We start from the raw sequence: 14,825 nt of genomic DNA, 5'->3' as shown, positions 1-14,825 counted from the left end.
TCAGACGATATCGTCGATCAGGATATGGTGCTGCCCACGGCTGCAGCGTTCGATGCGCGCCTCGACCTTGTACACCGCGCGCAGCATCTGCTCGTTGATCACTTCATGGCTCGGGCCGCTGCCCTGAGCGGTGCCATCGGCGATGACCAGCACCTGATCGGCGAAGCGCAAGGCCTGGTTCAGGTCATGGATGGCGATGAACACGATGACTTCGCGCTTTCGCGCCAGGTCGCGCATGAAGTTCAGCACCTGGACCTGGCGGTGCATGTCGAGGGCGCTGGTGGGCTCGTCCATCAGCAGGATCTGCGGTTCGCGCACCAGCGTCTGGGCGATTGAGACCAGTTGTTGCTGGCCGCCGCTGAGTTCACCCAGGTTGCGGAATGACAGCGGCGTAATGCCCAGGGCGTCGAGGATCTCATCGACCAGTTTCAGTTCGTCATCGTGGACCACCCAACCCGGTGTCAGTTGCTTGCGCGCCAGCAGCACCGATTCGTACACGGTCAAACGGGCGCTGGCGTTGAGGCCCTGGGGCATGTAGCTGATGCCTTTCATGCCTTTTTCCGCGCCTTGCAGCTTTACCTCGCCGGGCCCGTCGATCAGCCCTGCCATGCGTTTGAACAGGGTCGATTTACCTGCGGCATTGGGCCCGACCACGGCGACCACCTGGCCGCCGACAAACTCGGTGGTGGTCACACCGCTGATGATCGTGCGCTGGCCATAGCTGGCGCCGAGGTCTTGCAGCTGGATCGTTACCATGAGTTTTTCTTTGCGCCGAGAATCAGAGAGATAAAGAACGGTACGCCGATCAGGGACGTGACCACGCCGATGGGGAAAATCGCGCCGGGGATCAGGGTTTTGCTGACCACCGAACTCGCCGACAGGATCAGTGCGCCGGTGAGCAACGAGGCCGGCAGGAAGAAACGTTGGTCTTCGCCAATCAGGGGTCGTCTCAGAAAACGGAAAATAAAGCACGCTAAGCGTGCGTGGAGGCTGGCACCCAGCGGTACAGCGTCGGAATGGACACGCCGAGGTTCTTGGCCACGTCCTTGGGCGGCACCCCGCTGGCCAGCAGCTTCTTGGCCGACTCGATCTTGCTGTCGGTCATCTTCGGCTTGCGGCCGCCTTTGCGGCCGAGCTGCTTGGCGACTTCCAGCCCGGCGCGGGTGCGCTCGACGGTCAGCTCGCGCTCCATTTCGGCAAGGCTCGCCATGACGTGGAAGAAGAACCGCCCGGATGGTGTGCCGGTGTCGATGGAGTCGGTGAGGCTCCTGAACTGGACACCGTGCTTGTGCAGATCGCCGACCAGATCGACCAGTTGCTTGACCGACCGGCCCAGCCGGTCGAGCTTCCAGACGACCAAAGTATCGCCTTCGCGCAGCATTTCGAGCGTCTTGGCCAAGCCAGGCCGGTCTGCCCGCGTGCCACTCACCTTGTCCTCGAAGACCTTTTTACATCCGGCCTTGCTCAAGGCTTCGCGTTGCAGCTCCAGGTTCTGATCCTGCGTCGAGACGCGCGCATAGCCAATCAACATGGCTTGTCTCGCGCCCGGTCGATGCGTTCCTGCATCGCCTGCATCACTTCTTCGTGGGTGTACGATCTGGCGTTGGCGTCGGTGGCTTGCCGCAGGGCTTCCTCAACCTCGCGCGTCATCCGCTCGTAATCCTCCGGCCACAGCGCTTGCTCCATGCGCAGCGACGCCTGACCCAGCAGGTGCAGCAGGCTGAACAGCCGCATGTCGTTGGTGGCGACGATGCGCTCCCGAATCTGCTCCTGAATAGCTTCGCTAGCCCGATGCGCTTGTGGTGTGGCAGTCCCCTCGTAGTCAGCGGGGAATTCCGCTTCCTCGGCAATCCTTGCCCAGGCGCTGGCCAGCGCCTCGATGGTTGACGTGCTCATTTCCGCCGCTCCTGTGCTCTTTGGCGAATCAACCGGCCAAGGGGCCTCGACGCGAAAACCAGCAGCATCACGCCTATCGGATACCAGGTCGAGAAGACCACCAAGGCATCGAAGGCTGGCCGTCCGGTGTTGGTAGGCAGTACGGCGGTCACAGCCATCAACCCGCCGACCGTCCAGATGATGCGCCACACGTAGGGCATCACGCGGGGCACGTAGCCGTCATCGAAAGCGGTCTGGTAGTAGCGGCGCAGGCCGCGCTCGGCAAGCGCCTGGCGCTGCCGCTCCGACAGCGCATCCGTCCGGCCATACCAGCGCCGGAATGGTGGACAGCGCAGCAGCAAAGGGGTGAAGAGGATCATCACCGCCACGATCGCGACACCCCACGCCATGACGGCGCCGGCATCGGGCCGCTTGGCGTTCTCGATCACGGGCGCGAAGACGCCCGGAGCACCGATCATCCAGAACAGCGCAATGTGCTGATGGAAGGAGAGCTTCATTTGCTCATCCACTTGCGCAGCAGGCGCTTTTTCAGGGAGGCGCGTTCTTGCGGGTTGCGTCCCTTGTGATTGGCGATGCGATCCGCCGTGGCGGCCTGGCGCTTGACGGGCCAGTAGGAGCGGCCATCCTTGCCCATCGACCAGACGCTGCTGGCCTGGTTTTCCAGCAGGGGCAGATGGGCGCTCAGGGCTTCGGGCGACGCGCTGGTCAGCGCCGTGCGCTCACGGGTGCGCCAGCGCTGATGCCAGAGCTTCTTGTCCTCGCGCTCGCTGCCGCAGGTCGTGTGCCCGACGATGGGTGTTTTGCGGCGGCTGCGGCTCATAACGTAGTGGTCTCCAAGAACATTCAGGACTGATCCCAGGCGTCGATGGTCAAGACCTGATCGGCAGGACAGGCGGCTACGCGGTCGGGAACTGGATGGTGTTCAGTCTCATGCCGACCCCATTCGATTGATCGCGTCGCTTGCGGCACGCTGCGACGCAAGGAGGTTTGCGACCTGGTTTAGCAGCCGTGTCCGCTGCATGTCTGTTACCTATCTCCCCGACCGCTCATTGGACCAACTCCAGAGATTGGGCTCTATCGCTCAGCCAATACGAAACCGGCATTGGCTGATGCCACAACCGAGACGAACACAAATGGCTCGGTACCTGTATTTCGCGCCCCGTGCACTTGGCCCGGTCTTGCCACGGCTATCTCACCTTCCCTGAGGGCACGAACAATCCCATTGCCCTGAAAGTAATCAGCCATTCCCGACAAAACAGTCCACGTGTCTTGGCCGTGAGGATGAATGTGAGCCGCAATTTCCTGCCCGGGATGGACATGCCAAACCACGATAATTGAGTCTCGGGTTTCAAGCACAACGGAACGAATAGGCTCGCCTTCGGACGGCTGAACATACTCGGCTACAGAAAATATTCTCGATTCAACAGTCATCGGAGATCCCTCTTTCACAGTGCCCCCAGACAGGCTGGATATGAGTTCTAACTCGAATTTGAACGGGAGGCTGGTCGTGCGGTCGTGCAGTTGCCGATGAGCGTGTCGGCTGCTGCCTCCTTGCCCACCAGCGAACTCACGTCCGTTGCGGCCATCCAGAAGGTCTTGCCCGAGCGCGGCTCATAGGTCGCGGGATCGAACACGCCAGAGGGGCCGAACATCGGCGGCTTGATTGGTCATGGCTCCATGCCTTTGTCGTTACGGTCTTCATCGTCGGCATCCTGACGCACGGCGGGCAATTGCTGGAGCAACGCCGGCAGCCATTCCTGTACCGTCTCCCACACCACATCGAGGTTGATGTCGAAATAGCCGTGAGCCATGCGATTACGCATATTGCGCATGCTGCGCCACGGCACGTCGGCATGCGCCTGGGTGAACTCGACGTAGCCATCCATCACCTTTGTGGCCGCCTCGCCGATGACGATCAGGCTCATGATGACGGCCTGCTGGGTGCGCTTGTCGGCCAAGAAGTCGTCCTTGGCCATCCCTTCCACGAAGCTGCGCGCATCGGTTGCGGCCTGCTGAATGTGGTCGAGGTAATCGGGCAGGCGGTTCTCGCTCATATCGGTTGCGCCTCCGCGAGCACCTTGGCCCGGAACTTCGGCGGCAGGTCGCCGGGAGTCAGCAGATCGACGTCAACGCCGAGCAGCGATTTCAGTTCTTCTTCCAAATCGCCCAAGTCCAACAACGTGGCACCGGGCAGCGCATCGACCAACAGGTCGAGGTCGCTGCCATCCCGGTCGGTGCCATGCAGCACCGAGCCGAAGACGCGCGGGTTCGCGGCGCGAAAGCGGCCTACCGCTTCACGCACTGCGCTTCGCTTCATGTCAAGCACAACAGACGGTCGCATGGGCATCCTTTCTTATCGAAACTCGTTGAGATGATATGCAATCAAGAATAGAATTTCAAGAACTATTTTCGAGAATCGCAATGCCTTGATTCCCGTGCCGCGCCTGTCGTTTTCAGAAGACGGCTGCACTGAACGTCAGAAGCCGACTGCACTATAGCAGCGGAGGGGTTGGATCCATCAGGCAACGACGGGCTGCTGCCGGCCATCAGCGGACGCAGGGAGGACTTTCCGCAACCGGCCGTTCGATGCGGCACCGATGGCCTTCGCGCAGGGGTAGTGAATCCGCCAGGATTGACTTGCGCTGCCCTACCTCTCACTAGTGAGGGGCGGCAGCGCATCAAGCGGTGAGCGCACTCCGGCACCGCCAACTTTCAGCACATGCGTGTAAATCATCGTCGTAGAGACGTCGGAATGGCCGAGCAGATCCTGCACGGTTCGAATGTCGTAACCGCTGCGGAGCAAGGCCGTCGCGAACGAGTGGCGGAGGGTGTGCGGTGTGGCGGGCTTCGTGATGCCTGCTTGTTCTACGGCACGTTTGAAGGCGCGCTGAAAGGTCTGGTCATACATGTGATGGCGACGCACGACACCGCTCCGTGGATCGGTCGAATGCGTGTGCTGCGCAAAAACCCAGAACCACGGCCAGGAATGCCCGGCGCGCGGATACTTCCGCTCAAGGGCGTCGGGAAGCGCAACGCCGCTGCGGCCCTCGGCCTGGTCCTTCAGCCACCATGCCCGTGCACGCGACAGCTGCTCGCGCAGGCTGGGTGCCAAGCTCTCGGGTAACATCAAGGCCCGATCCTTGGAGCCCTTGCCCTCCCGCACGATGATCGTGCCGTGATCGAAATCCAGATCCTTGACCCGCAGTTGCAAACCCTCACTGATCCGCATGCCCGTTCCATACAGAAGCTGGGCGAACAAACGATGCTCGCCTTCCAGAAAACCGAGGATGCGAACCACTTCATCCGGGGTCAGCACCACCGGCAAGCGCCGCGACGGCCGAGGTCTTCCGATCTCCTGAAGCCAGGGCAGATCCGTGCACAGCACCTTGCCGTAGAAGAACAGCAAGGCCGCCAATGCCTGACGATGCGTGGAGACCGAAACCTTGCGCTCGTTCGCCAGCCAGGACAGAAATGCCTCGACTTCGCTGCTGCCCAAGGTTGCCGGGTGACGCACACCGTGGAAACGGATGAAGGCACGAACCCAGTGGACATAAGCCTGTTCGGTTCGTAAGCTGTAATGCAAGTAGCGTATGCGCTCACGCAACTGGTCCAGAACCTTGACCGAACGCAGCGGTGGTAACGGCGCAGTGGCGGTTTTCATGGCTTGTTATGACTGTTTTTTTGGGGTACAGTCTATGCCTCGGGCATCCAAGCAGCAAGCGCGTTACGCCGTGGGTCGATGTTTGATGTTATGGAGCAGCAACGATGTTACGCAGCAGGGCAGTCGCCCTAAAACAAAGTTAGGCATCACAAAGTACAGCATCGTGACCAACAGCAACGATTCCGTCACACTGCGCCTCATGACTGAGCATGACCTTGCGATGCTCTATGAGTGGCTAAATCGATCTCATATCGTCGAGTGGTGGGGCGGAGAAGAAGCACGCCCGACACTTGCTGACGTACAGGAACGGTACTTGCCAAGCGTTTTAGCGCAAGAGTCCGTCACTCCATACATTGCAATGCTGAATGGAGAGCCGATTGGGTATGCCCAGTCGTACGTTGCTCTTGGAAGCGGGGACGGATGGTGGGAAGAAGAAACCGATCCAGGAGTACGCGGAATAGACCAGTCACTGGCGAATGCATCACAACTGGGCAAAGGCTTGGGAACCAAGCTGGTTCGAGCACTGGTTGAGTTGCTGTTCAATGATCCCGAGGTCACCAAGATCCAAACGGACCCGTCGCCGAGCAACTTGCGAGCGATCCGATGCTACGAGAAAGCGGGGTTTGAGAGGCAAGGTACCGTAACCACCCCAGATGGTCCAGCCGTGTACATGGTTCAAACACGCCAGGCATTCGAGCGAACACGCAGTGATGCCTAACCCTTCCATCGAGGGGGACGTCCAAGGGCTGGCGCCCTTGGTCGCCCCTCATGTCAAACGTTATGCCGCACTCACCCCCATGGAGTTTTGATGTTCAAACTTTTGAGTAAGTTATTGGTCTATTTGACCGCGTCTATCATGGCTATTGCGAGTCCGCTCGCTTTTTCCGTAGATTCTAGCGGTGAGTATCCGACAGTCAGCGAAATTCCGGTCGGGGAGGTCCGGCTTTACCAGATTGCCGATGGTGTTTGGTCGCATATCGCAACGCAGTCGTTTGATGGCGCAGTCTACCCGTCCAATGGTCTCATTGTCCGTGATGGTGATGAGTTGCTTTTGATTGATACAGCGTGGGGTGCGAAAAACACAGCGGCACTTCTCGCGGAGATTGAGAAGCAAATTGGACTTCCTGTAACGCGTGCAGTCTCCACGCACTTTCATGACGACCGCGTCGGCGGCGTTGATGTCCTTCGGGCGGCTGGGGTGGCAACGTACGCATCACCGTCGACACGCCGGCTAGCCGAGGTAGAGGGGAACGAGATTCCCACGCACTCTCTAGAAGGACTCTCATCGAGCGGGGACGCAGTGCGCTTCGGTCCAGTAGAACTCTTCTATCCTGGTGCTGCGCATTCGACCGACAACTTAGTTGTGTACGTCCCGTCTGCGAGTGTGCTCTATGGTGGTTGTGCGATTTATGAGTTGTCACGCACGTCTGCGGGGAACGTGGCCGATGCCGATCTGGCTGAATGGCCCACCTCCATTGAGCGGATTCAACAACACTACCCGGAAGCACAGTTCGTCATTCCGGGGCACGGCCTGCCGGGCGGTCTAGACTTGCTCAAGCACACAACGAATGTTGTAAAAGCGCACACAAATCGCTCAGTCGTTGAGTAGCAGGCAGATGCGGCATAACATGAAGTTGCAGCCGACCATCACTCCGCTGCGCTCCGTTCTGGCGGCTGAACTTCGGCGTTGAACGACAGCTTTCCCAAAAGCTCTACGGCTGCTCTGGGTCGACACCGGTAATCGGATCGTTGCCGCACTGAACAGCGCCCCGTTCCAGGTCGCCTCCATTTATGCGGCTGAACCGAGGGAGAGCAGCTTTACGCCGTCTGGCCGCAGTTCGCCCTTGGGCGACACGTGCCGGTAGAGCGTCTGCCGGGTAATCCCGAGTTCTTCGCAGAGATCGCCCACCTTGGTTTCCGGTTGCCCCATGCTGGCCATCGCCAGGCGTAGCTTGGCGGCGGTCATCTTGAAGGGGCGCCCCCCTTTCCTGCCGCGAGCGCGCGCCGAGATAAGTCCAGCGACTGTTCGCTCGGAAATCAACTCACGCTCGAACTCGGCCAGCGCGGCAAAAATACCGAACACAAGCTTGCCGGCGGCAGTCGTCGTGTCGACCGCCGCACCGTGACCGGTCAGGACCTTCAGGCCCACGCTACGCGCAGTTAGGTCGTGCACGGTGTTGATCAGGTGGCGCAGATCACGGCCAAGCCGATCGAGCTTCCACACGATCAGCGTGTCCCCTTCACGAAGCGCCTTCAGGCAAGCAGCCAACCCTGGGCGATCATCGCGCCTGCCCGAGGCCAGATCCTCGTAAAGGTGCGCAAGGCTCACACCAGCGGCGATGAGCGCATCGCGTTGCAAATTGGTGGACTGGGATCCGTCCGCCTTCGATACCCGCATGTAGCCGATCAGCACCTTTTCACCCGTCACGTATACGTTCGATTATGTGACAGTGTGAGCCGGAAAGCTCTATCCGTCAAAATTTGTCACTTAACCCGTCATTTTGTTTAAGACATGCAAAGGGTGCATCAGGCAGGTAATGTGACAGAAATTCCGGCGGGATGCCTTCCTTCACGAAGGTGGCGCGCAACCGTTCCAAGGAAGCGGGATCGCGCCGACCATAGGAAGCCAACGCGAACAGCGAGCGTGCCGTCTCGGGGTTGTGTCGCGCTTCAATGATGGCCTCGTCGATGGCCTGGACTGCACGCTGCCAGTGATTGATGGGCTCGGGCTTCGGCGCTTTCGTCGGCAGGCCACTGGTGAACCCGGTTTGGGGCTCGGACCAGAATAGCTTTGCCTGCTCGCCTGGCGGGCTGATGTCCCTCACCTCAATCAAGCTGATTGCCGTTGCCGCCGCCTCCAGCATCTGTAACCGTACTATCGGATTCAGGGTTTCATACGGTCGCCACAGACTTTGCCCAGCACGCAGCGGATGCCCGCAGCCTTCCCAGACTTGGCGGGGATACCCCGCGCAGGTTCCGCACGCGGAAAGCGGGGTGTTCAGCTCATCGAGCAGCGTGCGAAGAAGTCGAAACCACAATCCGGCGTGGATGCGTCGGCGCGGCAGCTCCACGTGACCGGTTGTCAGTGCCTGCCAGGTACGCTGGTCCATCGCCGCAATCGCGTCGCTGGCGGTGCGCGGTTCGGCGTCGGCGTTCTCCCAGCCGAGAAACCGCCCTGGCACGCCCCAATAGGATTCCAGCCAGCAGCCATGCAGCGGGCAGCTCAGCATCAGGGGCAGCTTCCACGCGAGCAGTACGGCTTGGTTCTCCGGATCGCTCAGGCAGAGCGGACAGGCGCGGTTTATCGGCTGGCTGGGCAGCCAGGCACGCCAGCTCGTGATGGATCGCGTCTTACGGCGGAGTCTTGGCAGCAACACCGAGAGCTGAAACGCATAGGTTTCCAAGGCGTCTGGAATCTGGTCATCAAGGCTGTCCAGTAGCCAAGGCACCCATCCGGCGAAACTCATACAGCGCAGCCGGTCCAGCTCGATGCCGCTCCGCTGGGAAAGCAACGCCAGCAGCGAGAGTGGTGGCGCGGTGTCCAGGTCATCGACCTGGCCGTGACCAAGATCGTGCTCCAGCAGGTCGGGCTCCTCCATGTGATAGCAAAGGGCCACGCGGTTGAGCCATGAGGACAGCGCCTCGCCTTCTTTCGGGGCGGGATGCAGCGGCCAGCGCGGCGCAGGCTTCACATCAGTTCCCGCTCGAATTGCCGCCGCCGCTCGCTGGGTCCGGTGTAAACGGCCATGCTGAGTGTGCGATGGTTGATCGCTTCCTCGCCGCTCTCCACGGCGACGATGGCCGCCGCCATCAGCAAGTGCGCCAGTTCCCCTATGGTGCCCTCGCTGCGTGTGAGCAGGTAGCGAGCCATGTCCAGCGTGGCAATTGGGGAAGGCCGGCGCAGCGGGAGCGAAGCGGCGAAGCTGGCCAGCAGTGAGCAGCAATCGTCGTTGGCCTCCCATACCGGCAGCATCATCGGCTCGAAGCGATTTTCCAACTGGTCATCGGAGCGGATGGCTAGGTAGGCGTCGCGCGTGCCTACCCCAACCAACGGGATGCGCAGTTCGTTGCCGAGGAAGCGCAGCAGGTTGAGGAATTCCCGGCGGTTGACGCTGTTGCCGGCCAGCACGTTGTGCAGCTCGTCGATCACCAGCATGCGCACGCCGACCTTGCGCAGCAGTGCCAGAGCCAGTTGCTCCATTTCCGGCAACCGTGGGCGTGGGCGCAGCGGCGCGCCCATCGCGGCGAGCAGCGCGACGTAGAAGCGGATCACGGACGGCTCGGACGGCATCTGCACGACCAACACCGGGATGTGCTCCTGGTCGGCGTCGGAGCTGGCCGGGTGGGTGCGGCGGAACTTCTCGACGATCATCGACTTGCCATTGTTGGTCGGGCCAACCAGCAGCAGGTTGGGCATGCGTTGCTTGTTTGGCCACGCATAAAGGGCTTCCAGCCGGTTCAGCGCCTCGACTGCGCGCGGATAGCCGATCCAGCGGTCGGCGCGAAGGCGCTGGATGCGCTCGTCCGCCGGAAGACGGGCCAAGCCCTGGGCCGCCGGCAGCAGGTGGGACAGGTCGATGATGGGATATTCGTCCACGGCTACCACTCCTCAATCTGGTCGAACGGTTTGGCGGGTGGCAAGTTGTCTGCCTGCGGGTCGGCAATATCCGTATCCGGCGGAACGGGCTTGTCCGGCCGAGCTGATGTCTTGAGGTGCTGGCGGCGATCCGCGTCACGCCGCGCCTTGCGTGTGGCCTTCTGCGCGCTGGTCACAATCTCACGCATCTGGCCGATCATGCGGAACAGCGCCGACTCATCCACCTGTTCGCGCCCTTGCTGCCGCAGTTTCGCCAGCGCCTGCCGTTGTTCCCAGAGGGTGACAGCCGGATGCGACAAGGTACGGTAGGGAATTTCCAGGTAATGCTGTCCCTCCGGTTCCAGGACCCAGATACGGCTGATGTCGCGCGGATCGCGCCGGATCAGAAAGGACGGCCAGCGTTCACGCCGCGCAATCCACGGCTTGAGCGCATCGGCGTAGTAGTGGATGTGGTCGATGACAAAGCCGGTGCGGGTCAGCGTGCGCCGGAGGATCGGCAGAAAATCGACCAGGAACGAAGTAGCGCGTGTGACGACGGCCGGTACGCCGACACGCGCCACGGCCTCGGCCCAGCGCGCGGCCGGCGGTTGGAGCAGGCCGTTGTGCACCGAACCGTGGTAGGTGCCGACCGCCAATGTGAGCCAGCGCTCTAGCTCGCGCAGCGTCAGGGCGGCCTTGTTTTCGGAATCGTAGTCGCCGCGCTGGTCAGGGTTGGAGAAGGTCGTTCCCGGCAGTTCGTCGTGAATCATCTGCATCGCCGTGCCGATGATCCGTTCCACGATGCCGCCATAGTGCGGCTGTCCCAGCGGGCGATAGTCCAGCCGGATGCCATGCTGCTCGCAACCCCGGCGCAGGGCCTCGCTCTTGAACTCGGCCGCGTTGTCTAGGTAGAGCAGCAAGGGCTTGCCGCTCATCTGCCAATCCATTTCCACGTTCAGTCCTTCCAGCCAAGGGCGCTTGTCGCAGGCGACATGCACGAGGCACAGGCCAACCGAAACGGCAGACGGCGCTTCCAGCGTGACGACCATGCCGAGCACGCAGCGGGTGAACACGTCGATGGCGAGGGTCAGGTACGGGCGGCCAATAGGTTGCCGGTCGCGGTCATCGACCACGATCAGGTCGATGACCGTATGGTCTATCTGCACCTGCTCCAGCGGCGCGGTCACGGCAGGAGGCTCGCCGCCCACACCTTGTAGGTCACGAGCGGCATCCTGGCCTTCCCGCCGGCGGATGACCTTGCGCGGGTCAAGGCTAGCGATCCGTAAGGCCACGGTATTGCGCGCCGGCACTCGCAGTTTTTGAGCCTTGCACACCTGAGTGACTTCGCGGTGAAAGGCCGCTAGGCTGCGCTTCTGCTTGGTCAGGAACCGCTTTTGCAGTAGCTCGTGGATGACGCGCTCGACCGGTTCCGGCAAGCGCCCCTTACCTTTACCTCCACCGGACTGGCCGGGCACCAGATCCGTCACGAGGCCGCTGCCTTGCCGGGCACGCCGGATCAGAACGTATACCTGGCGCCGAGACAAGCCCAGCGCCTGAGCCGCCATATCGGCCGCTTCGTGCCCGACCGTCTCCGACTGCGCCAACGGACTGATGATCTCCGCACGACGGCGCGCACGCTCCCAAGCCTCATCAGGCAGAGTGGCCACGCCTTGTTCTGGAATCCGTGGGGTGTCCGTCGCCATGCTCACCTCGCTTTGGTGCACACGAGTATTGAGCATAGTCGAGATTGGTGCAGATCACTTCTGATATTGAACTGTCAGGAGCTGGCTGCACAACAGCCATTACGCCCAATCAACTGGTGCAGTCGTCTTCTGAAAATGACAGCGCCGGTTGCCTTGGCGGGCTTGTCACAAACCTACGTTTTCAAGAAGAAGGAAACCGCATGCCCCGCCGTTCGATCCTCTCCGCCGCCGAGCGCGAAAGCCTGCTGGCGTTGCCGGACACCAAGGATGAGTTGATCCGTCACTACACGTTCAGCGAAAGCGACCTCTCCATCATCCGGCAGCGGCGCGGCCCGGCCAATCGGCTGGGCTTCGTGGTGCAGCTCTGCTACCTGCGTGTTGCTGCTGACCGAAAACTGACCCAGTAGAGGCTGTTCTGCCGACTGAAAACTGACCCAGGTGTTCAACTGCTTCTGCTCAATTTTTGAGCAGGAGAACACAGGGTGATCAGTATGGAAATGATGGGCAAAATTCGCCGGATGTATTTCCGCGACAAGCTGTCGCTGCATGAGATAGCCAAGCGCACCGGGTTGGCGCGCAACACGATTCGCAAGTGGGTCAGAGCACCTGAGGCCAAGCCGCCGGTCTACCAACGCCGCGCGATCTTCAACAAACTCAGCCCTTTTCACGCCACGCTGGAGCAGGCGCTAAAAGCCGATTCGCTGCGGCCCAAGCAACAGCGGCGCAGTGCCAAGGCGCTGTTGGCGCAAATCAAAGCCGAAGGTTATGACGGTGGCTACAGCCAGCTCACCGCGTTTATCCGTGCCTGGCGAGGGGGACAGGGCAAGGCGTCGCAGGCCTTTGTGCCGCTGACCTTTGCTCTTGGCGAGGCGTTTCAGTTTGACTGGAGCGAGGAAGGCTTGCTGGTCGGCGGCATTTACCGGCGTATGCAGGTGGCACATCTGAAGCTGTGTGCCAGCCGTGCGTTCTGGCTTGTGGCGTATCCGAGCCAGGGCCATGAGATGTTATTTGACGCCCATACACGCTCGTTCGGCTCCTTGGGCGGCGTGCCGCGCCGGGGCATCTACGACAACATGAAGACCGCCGTCGACAAGGTCAATAAGGGCAAAGGCCGGGCGGTGAATGCGCGCTTTGCGGTGATGTGCGCGCATTACCTGTTCGATCCGGACTTCTGCAACGTCGCCGCTGGTTGGGAAAAGGGCATCGTTGAAAAGAACGTGCAAGACAGCCGCAGGCGTATCTGGCTAGACGCCCAGGACTGCCAGTTTCACTCCTTCGAGGAACTCAATGCCTGGCTGGGCCAGCGCTGCCGCGCGCTTTGGAACGAGCTGACGCACCCTCAATACAGCGGGCTCAGTGTGGCCGAGGTACTGGAGTTGGAGCGCGCCGAACTGATGCCTATGCCCGCGGCCTTCGACGGTTACGTCGAGCGGCCTGCGCGGGTCTCCAGCACCTGCCTGGTCAGTGTCGGGCGCAACCGTTACTCGGTGCCGTGTGAGTACGCGGGTAAGTGGGTCAGCAGCCGTTTGTATCCGACCCGCATCGAGGTGGTGGCCGATGATGCGCTGATTGCCAGCCATGCGCGCTTGCTGGATCGCGAACAGGTCAGCTACGACTGGCAGCACTACATCCCGCTGATTGAGCGCAAGCCCGGCGCGCTGCGCAACGGAGCGCCCTTTACTGATCTGCCAGCGCCGCTGCGTCAGCTTAAGCACGGTCTGGGGCGTCATGCCGGCGGTGACCGGATCATGGCGCAAGTCCTGGCTGCCGTACCGGTCGCCGGACTCGATGCCGTGCTGGTAGCCGTTGAGCTGGTACTGGAGAGCGGCAGCCTGAGCGCCGAACACATCCTCAATGTCGTGGCACGGCTGACAGCATCCGAACCGCCGCCCAGCGTCGAAACCCACTTGTCGCTCAAGGAAGCCCCCGTCGCCAACACGGCGCGCTACGACCGCCTGCGTGGCCAGACCAAGGAGATCGGTCATGCGTGATTTGATGGCGGAACTCAAGGAACTGCGCCTGCACGGCATGGCCACGGCCTGGGCGGAGTTAACTGCACAGGGTGAGTCGAACACAGCCTCATCCAAGTGGCTGCTCGAACACCTGCTGGAACAAGAGCACACAGATCGCGCCATGCGCTCGGTGAGCCACCAGATGAACATGGCCAAGCTGCCGATGCACCGCGATCTGGCCAGCTTCGATTTCAACGCCTCTAGCGCCGACGCACGCCTGATCAGCGAGCTGGCCAGCCTGGCCTTTACCGACACCGCGCAGAACGTGGTGCTGATCGGTGGGCCAGGCACCGGTAAAACCCACCTAGCCACCGCGCTGGCCGTGTCCGGCATCACCCGGCACGGTAAGCGCGTGCGCTTCTACTCCACGGTCGATCTGGTCAATCTGCTGGAGCGCGAAAAACACGACGGCAAAGCCGGGCGGATCGCCCAGGCACTGCTGCGCATGGATCTGGTCATCCTCGACGAACTGGGTTATCTGCCGTTCAGCCAGGCTGGCGGTGCGTTGCTGTTTCACCTGCTGTCCAAGCTGTACGAACACACCAGCGTGGTGATCACCACCAACCTGAGCTTCGCCGAATGGTCGAGCGTGTTCGGCGACGCCAAGATGACCACCGCCCTGCTGGATCGGCTGACCCACCACTGCCACATCGTCGAAACCGGTAACGAGTCCTATCGCCTGCAACACAGTAGCTTGGCGGCCCAGGCCAAGATCAAATCACGGGAGCGAAAGCGTAAGGGCGGCCAGGAACCGGAGGACGATGAGCCGTTCTGATTTCATGGCGACGACGGCCTGCTACATGGCTGCGTGTGGCAGGTCTTAAACAACTGAACTGGGCTAGCGAAGGAGTGGGGGCAACAGCAGCTGCGCTGGTAGACTTATCCACAGTTGCTGGTAACAAAATCAGCAATCCGCCCTGGGTCAAATTTCAATCGGCAGGGTGGGTCAATTTTCCATCAGCGCCAACACACTAAGC

At 61.3% G+C, this 14,825-nt stretch carries 17 protein-coding genes and 3 pseudogenes; 5 read left to right on the top strand and 15 right to left on the bottom strand.

The features are described from left to right. From IMX18_RS27705 to intI1, 10 genes and pseudogenes are all read right to left on the bottom strand, one after another. The gene (locus tag IMX18_RS27705; RefSeq protein ID WP_016487051.1) at positions 1–756 is read right to left on the bottom strand and encodes an ABC transporter ATP-binding protein; all 756 of its coding nucleotides are present in this window, start codon (positions 754–756) and stop codon (positions 1–3) included. Then, a pseudogene (locus IMX18_RS27700) lies at positions 750–953 on the bottom strand (iron chelate uptake ABC transporter family permease subunit); the annotation flags it as partial. The gene IMX18_RS27705 and the pseudogene IMX18_RS27700, both read right to left, overlap by 7 nt. 20 nt (positions 954–973) lie before the next feature. Further along, on the bottom strand, positions 974–1,531 hold the full coding sequence (locus tag IMX18_RS27695; protein ID WP_003100847.1) for a recombinase family protein: 558 nt from the start codon (positions 1,529–1,531) through the stop codon (positions 974–976). Then, on the bottom strand, positions 1,525–1,896 hold the full coding sequence (locus tag IMX18_RS27690; protein ID WP_003100853.1) for a hypothetical protein: 372 nt from the start codon (positions 1,894–1,896) through the stop codon (positions 1,525–1,527). The genes IMX18_RS27695 and IMX18_RS27690 overlap by 7 nt, the downstream gene beginning before the upstream one ends. Next, on the bottom strand, positions 1,893–2,393 hold the full coding sequence (locus IMX18_RS27685; protein WP_003100856.1) for a hypothetical protein: 501 nt from the start codon (positions 2,391–2,393) through the stop codon (positions 1,893–1,895). The genes IMX18_RS27690 and IMX18_RS27685 overlap by 4 nt, the downstream gene beginning before the upstream one ends. Further along, entirely contained in the window at positions 2,390–2,716 is a 327-nt protein-coding gene (locus IMX18_RS27680) for a hypothetical protein (RefSeq protein ID WP_003100858.1), read from the bottom strand. Before IMX18_RS27680 ends, IMX18_RS27685 begins: the two co-directional genes overlap by 4 nt. A 254-nt stretch (positions 2,717–2,970) precedes the next feature. Next, positions 2,971–3,327, bottom strand: a complete 357-nt coding sequence (locus IMX18_RS27675) for a cupin domain-containing protein (RefSeq protein ID WP_003465043.1) — start codon at positions 3,325–3,327, stop codon at positions 2,971–2,973. A gap of 236 nt (positions 3,328–3,563) precedes the next feature. Beyond that, positions 3,564–3,950 carry a HepT-like ribonuclease domain-containing protein gene (locus IMX18_RS27670; protein WP_003100872.1) on the bottom strand — a complete coding sequence of 129 codons (387 nt, stop codon included), beginning with the start codon at positions 3,948–3,950 and terminating at the stop codon, positions 3,564–3,566. Then, entirely contained in the window at positions 3,947–4,237 is a 291-nt protein-coding gene (locus tag IMX18_RS27665) for a nucleotidyltransferase family protein (RefSeq protein WP_001247892.1), read from the bottom strand. Before IMX18_RS27665 ends, IMX18_RS27670 begins: the two co-directional genes overlap by 4 nt. A gap of 306 nt (positions 4,238–4,543) precedes the next feature. Beyond that, positions 4,544–5,557, bottom strand: a complete 1,014-nt coding sequence (gene intI1, locus IMX18_RS27660; RefSeq protein WP_000845048.1) for a class 1 integron integrase IntI1 — start codon at positions 5,555–5,557, stop codon at positions 4,544–4,546. Positions 5,558–5,720: 163 nt separating this feature from the next. On the opposite strand from intI1, the gene aac(6')-Ib reads away from it, so the two are divergent. Together aac(6')-Ib and IMX18_RS27650 are read left to right on the top strand one after the other, a co-directional pair. Beyond that, positions 5,721–6,275, top strand: a complete 555-nt coding sequence (gene aac(6')-Ib, locus IMX18_RS27655) for an AAC(6')-Ib family aminoglycoside 6'-N-acetyltransferase (protein ID WP_071984682.1) — start codon at positions 5,721–5,723, stop codon at positions 6,273–6,275. Positions 6,276–6,365: 90 nt separating this feature from the next. Beyond that, complete coding sequence (locus tag IMX18_RS27650; protein WP_003108247.1) at positions 6,366–7,166, top strand: subclass B1 metallo-beta-lactamase VIM-2; 801 nt, start codon at positions 6,366–6,368, stop codon at positions 7,164–7,166. A 180-nt stretch (positions 7,167–7,346) separates the two neighbouring features. On the opposite strand, the gene IMX18_RS27645 is transcribed toward IMX18_RS27650, so the two are convergent. The 5 genes and pseudogenes from IMX18_RS27645 to IMX18_RS27625 form a co-directional block, all read right to left on the bottom strand. Beyond that, positions 7,347–7,970, bottom strand: coding sequence for a recombinase family protein (locus IMX18_RS27645; RefSeq protein ID WP_003155741.1), 624 nt, complete (start codon positions 7,968–7,970; stop codon positions 7,347–7,349). Positions 7,971–8,031: 61 nt separating this feature from the next. Further along, complete coding sequence (locus IMX18_RS27640) at positions 8,032–9,249, bottom strand: TniQ family protein (protein ID WP_006122485.1); 1,218 nt, start codon at positions 9,247–9,249, stop codon at positions 8,032–8,034. Beyond that, entirely contained in the window at positions 9,246–10,154 is a 909-nt protein-coding gene (locus tag IMX18_RS27635; RefSeq protein WP_003155746.1) for a TniB family NTP-binding protein, read from the bottom strand. The genes IMX18_RS27640 and IMX18_RS27635 overlap by 4 nt, the downstream gene beginning before the upstream one ends. Before the next feature lie 2 nt (positions 10,155–10,156). Beyond that, positions 10,157–11,836 carry a Mu transposase C-terminal domain-containing protein gene (locus IMX18_RS27630; RefSeq protein ID WP_000179844.1) on the bottom strand — a complete coding sequence of 560 codons (1,680 nt, stop codon included), beginning with the start codon at positions 11,834–11,836 and terminating at the stop codon, positions 10,157–10,159. Positions 11,837–11,910: 74 nt separating this feature from the next. Further along, positions 11,911–11,976: pseudogene (locus IMX18_RS27625) on the bottom strand (hypothetical protein); the annotation flags it as partial. Between the two features lie 60 nt (positions 11,977–12,036). Between IMX18_RS27625 and IMX18_RS27620 the strand changes: the two are divergent. From IMX18_RS27620 to istB, 3 genes and pseudogenes are all read left to right on the top strand, one after another. Continuing rightward, positions 12,037–12,213, top strand: a pseudogene (locus tag IMX18_RS27620) (DUF4158 domain-containing protein); the annotation flags it as partial. A 114-nt stretch (positions 12,214–12,327) separates the two neighbouring features. Further along, complete coding sequence (gene istA / locus IMX18_RS27615; RefSeq protein WP_116826081.1) at positions 12,328–13,827, top strand: IS21 family transposase; 1,500 nt, start codon at positions 12,328–12,330, stop codon at positions 13,825–13,827. Beyond that, a complete protein-coding gene (gene istB / locus IMX18_RS27610) occupies positions 13,820–14,623 on the top strand; it encodes an IS21-like element ISPst3 family helper ATPase IstB (RefSeq protein WP_011911830.1) in 804 nt (267 codons plus the stop codon). Before istA ends, istB begins: the two co-directional genes overlap by 8 nt. The last annotated feature ends 202 nt before the right edge of the window (positions 14,624–14,825 follow it).

Origin of the sequence: Pseudomonas shirazica (genome assembly GCF_015168335.1) — a bacterium.
GTDB classification, from domain to species: domain Bacteria; phylum Pseudomonadota; class Gammaproteobacteria; order Pseudomonadales; family Pseudomonadaceae; genus Aquipseudomonas; species Aquipseudomonas asiatica.
This window is presented reverse-complemented; position numbering and strand designations above follow the sequence as displayed.

Bases quoted from the DNA above. Each gene is read 5' to 3' on its own strand.
- IMX18_RS27705 (WP_016487051.1), bottom strand. From the start codon at position 756: ATGGTAACGATCCAGCTGCAAGACCTCGGCGCCAGCTATGGCCAGCGC.
- IMX18_RS27695 (WP_003100847.1), bottom strand. From the start codon at position 1,531: ATGTTGATTGGCTATGCGCGCGTCTCGACGCAGGATCAGAACCTGGAG.
- IMX18_RS27690 (WP_003100853.1), bottom strand. From the start codon at position 1,896: ATGAGCACGTCAACCATCGAGGCGCTGGCCAGCGCCTGGGCAAGGATT.
- IMX18_RS27685 (WP_003100856.1), bottom strand. From the start codon at position 2,393: ATGAAGCTCTCCTTCCATCAGCACATTGCGCTGTTCTGGATGATCGGT.
- IMX18_RS27680 (WP_003100858.1), bottom strand. From the start codon at position 2,716: ATGAGCCGCAGCCGCCGCAAAACACCCATCGTCGGGCACACGACCTGC.
- IMX18_RS27675 (WP_003465043.1), bottom strand. From the start codon at position 3,327: ATGACTGTTGAATCGAGAATATTTTCTGTAGCCGAGTATGTTCAGCCG.
- IMX18_RS27670 (WP_003100872.1), bottom strand. From the start codon at position 3,950: ATGAGCGAGAACCGCCTGCCCGATTACCTCGACCACATTCAGCAGGCC.
- IMX18_RS27665 (WP_001247892.1), bottom strand. From the start codon at position 4,237: ATGCGACCGTCTGTTGTGCTTGACATGAAGCGAAGCGCAGTGCGTGAA.
- intI1 (WP_000845048.1), bottom strand. From the start codon at position 5,557: ATGAAAACCGCCACTGCGCCGTTACCACCGCTGCGTTCGGTCAAGGTT.
- IMX18_RS27650 (WP_003108247.1), top strand. From the start codon at position 6,366: ATGTTCAAACTTTTGAGTAAGTTATTGGTCTATTTGACCGCGTCTATC.
- IMX18_RS27630 (WP_000179844.1), bottom strand. From the start codon at position 11,836: ATGGCGACGGACACCCCACGGATTCCAGAACAAGGCGTGGCCACTCTG.
- istA (WP_116826081.1), top strand. From the start codon at position 12,328: ATGGAAATGATGGGCAAAATTCGCCGGATGTATTTCCGCGACAAGCTG.
- istB (WP_011911830.1), top strand. From the start codon at position 13,820: ATGCGTGATTTGATGGCGGAACTCAAGGAACTGCGCCTGCACGGCATG.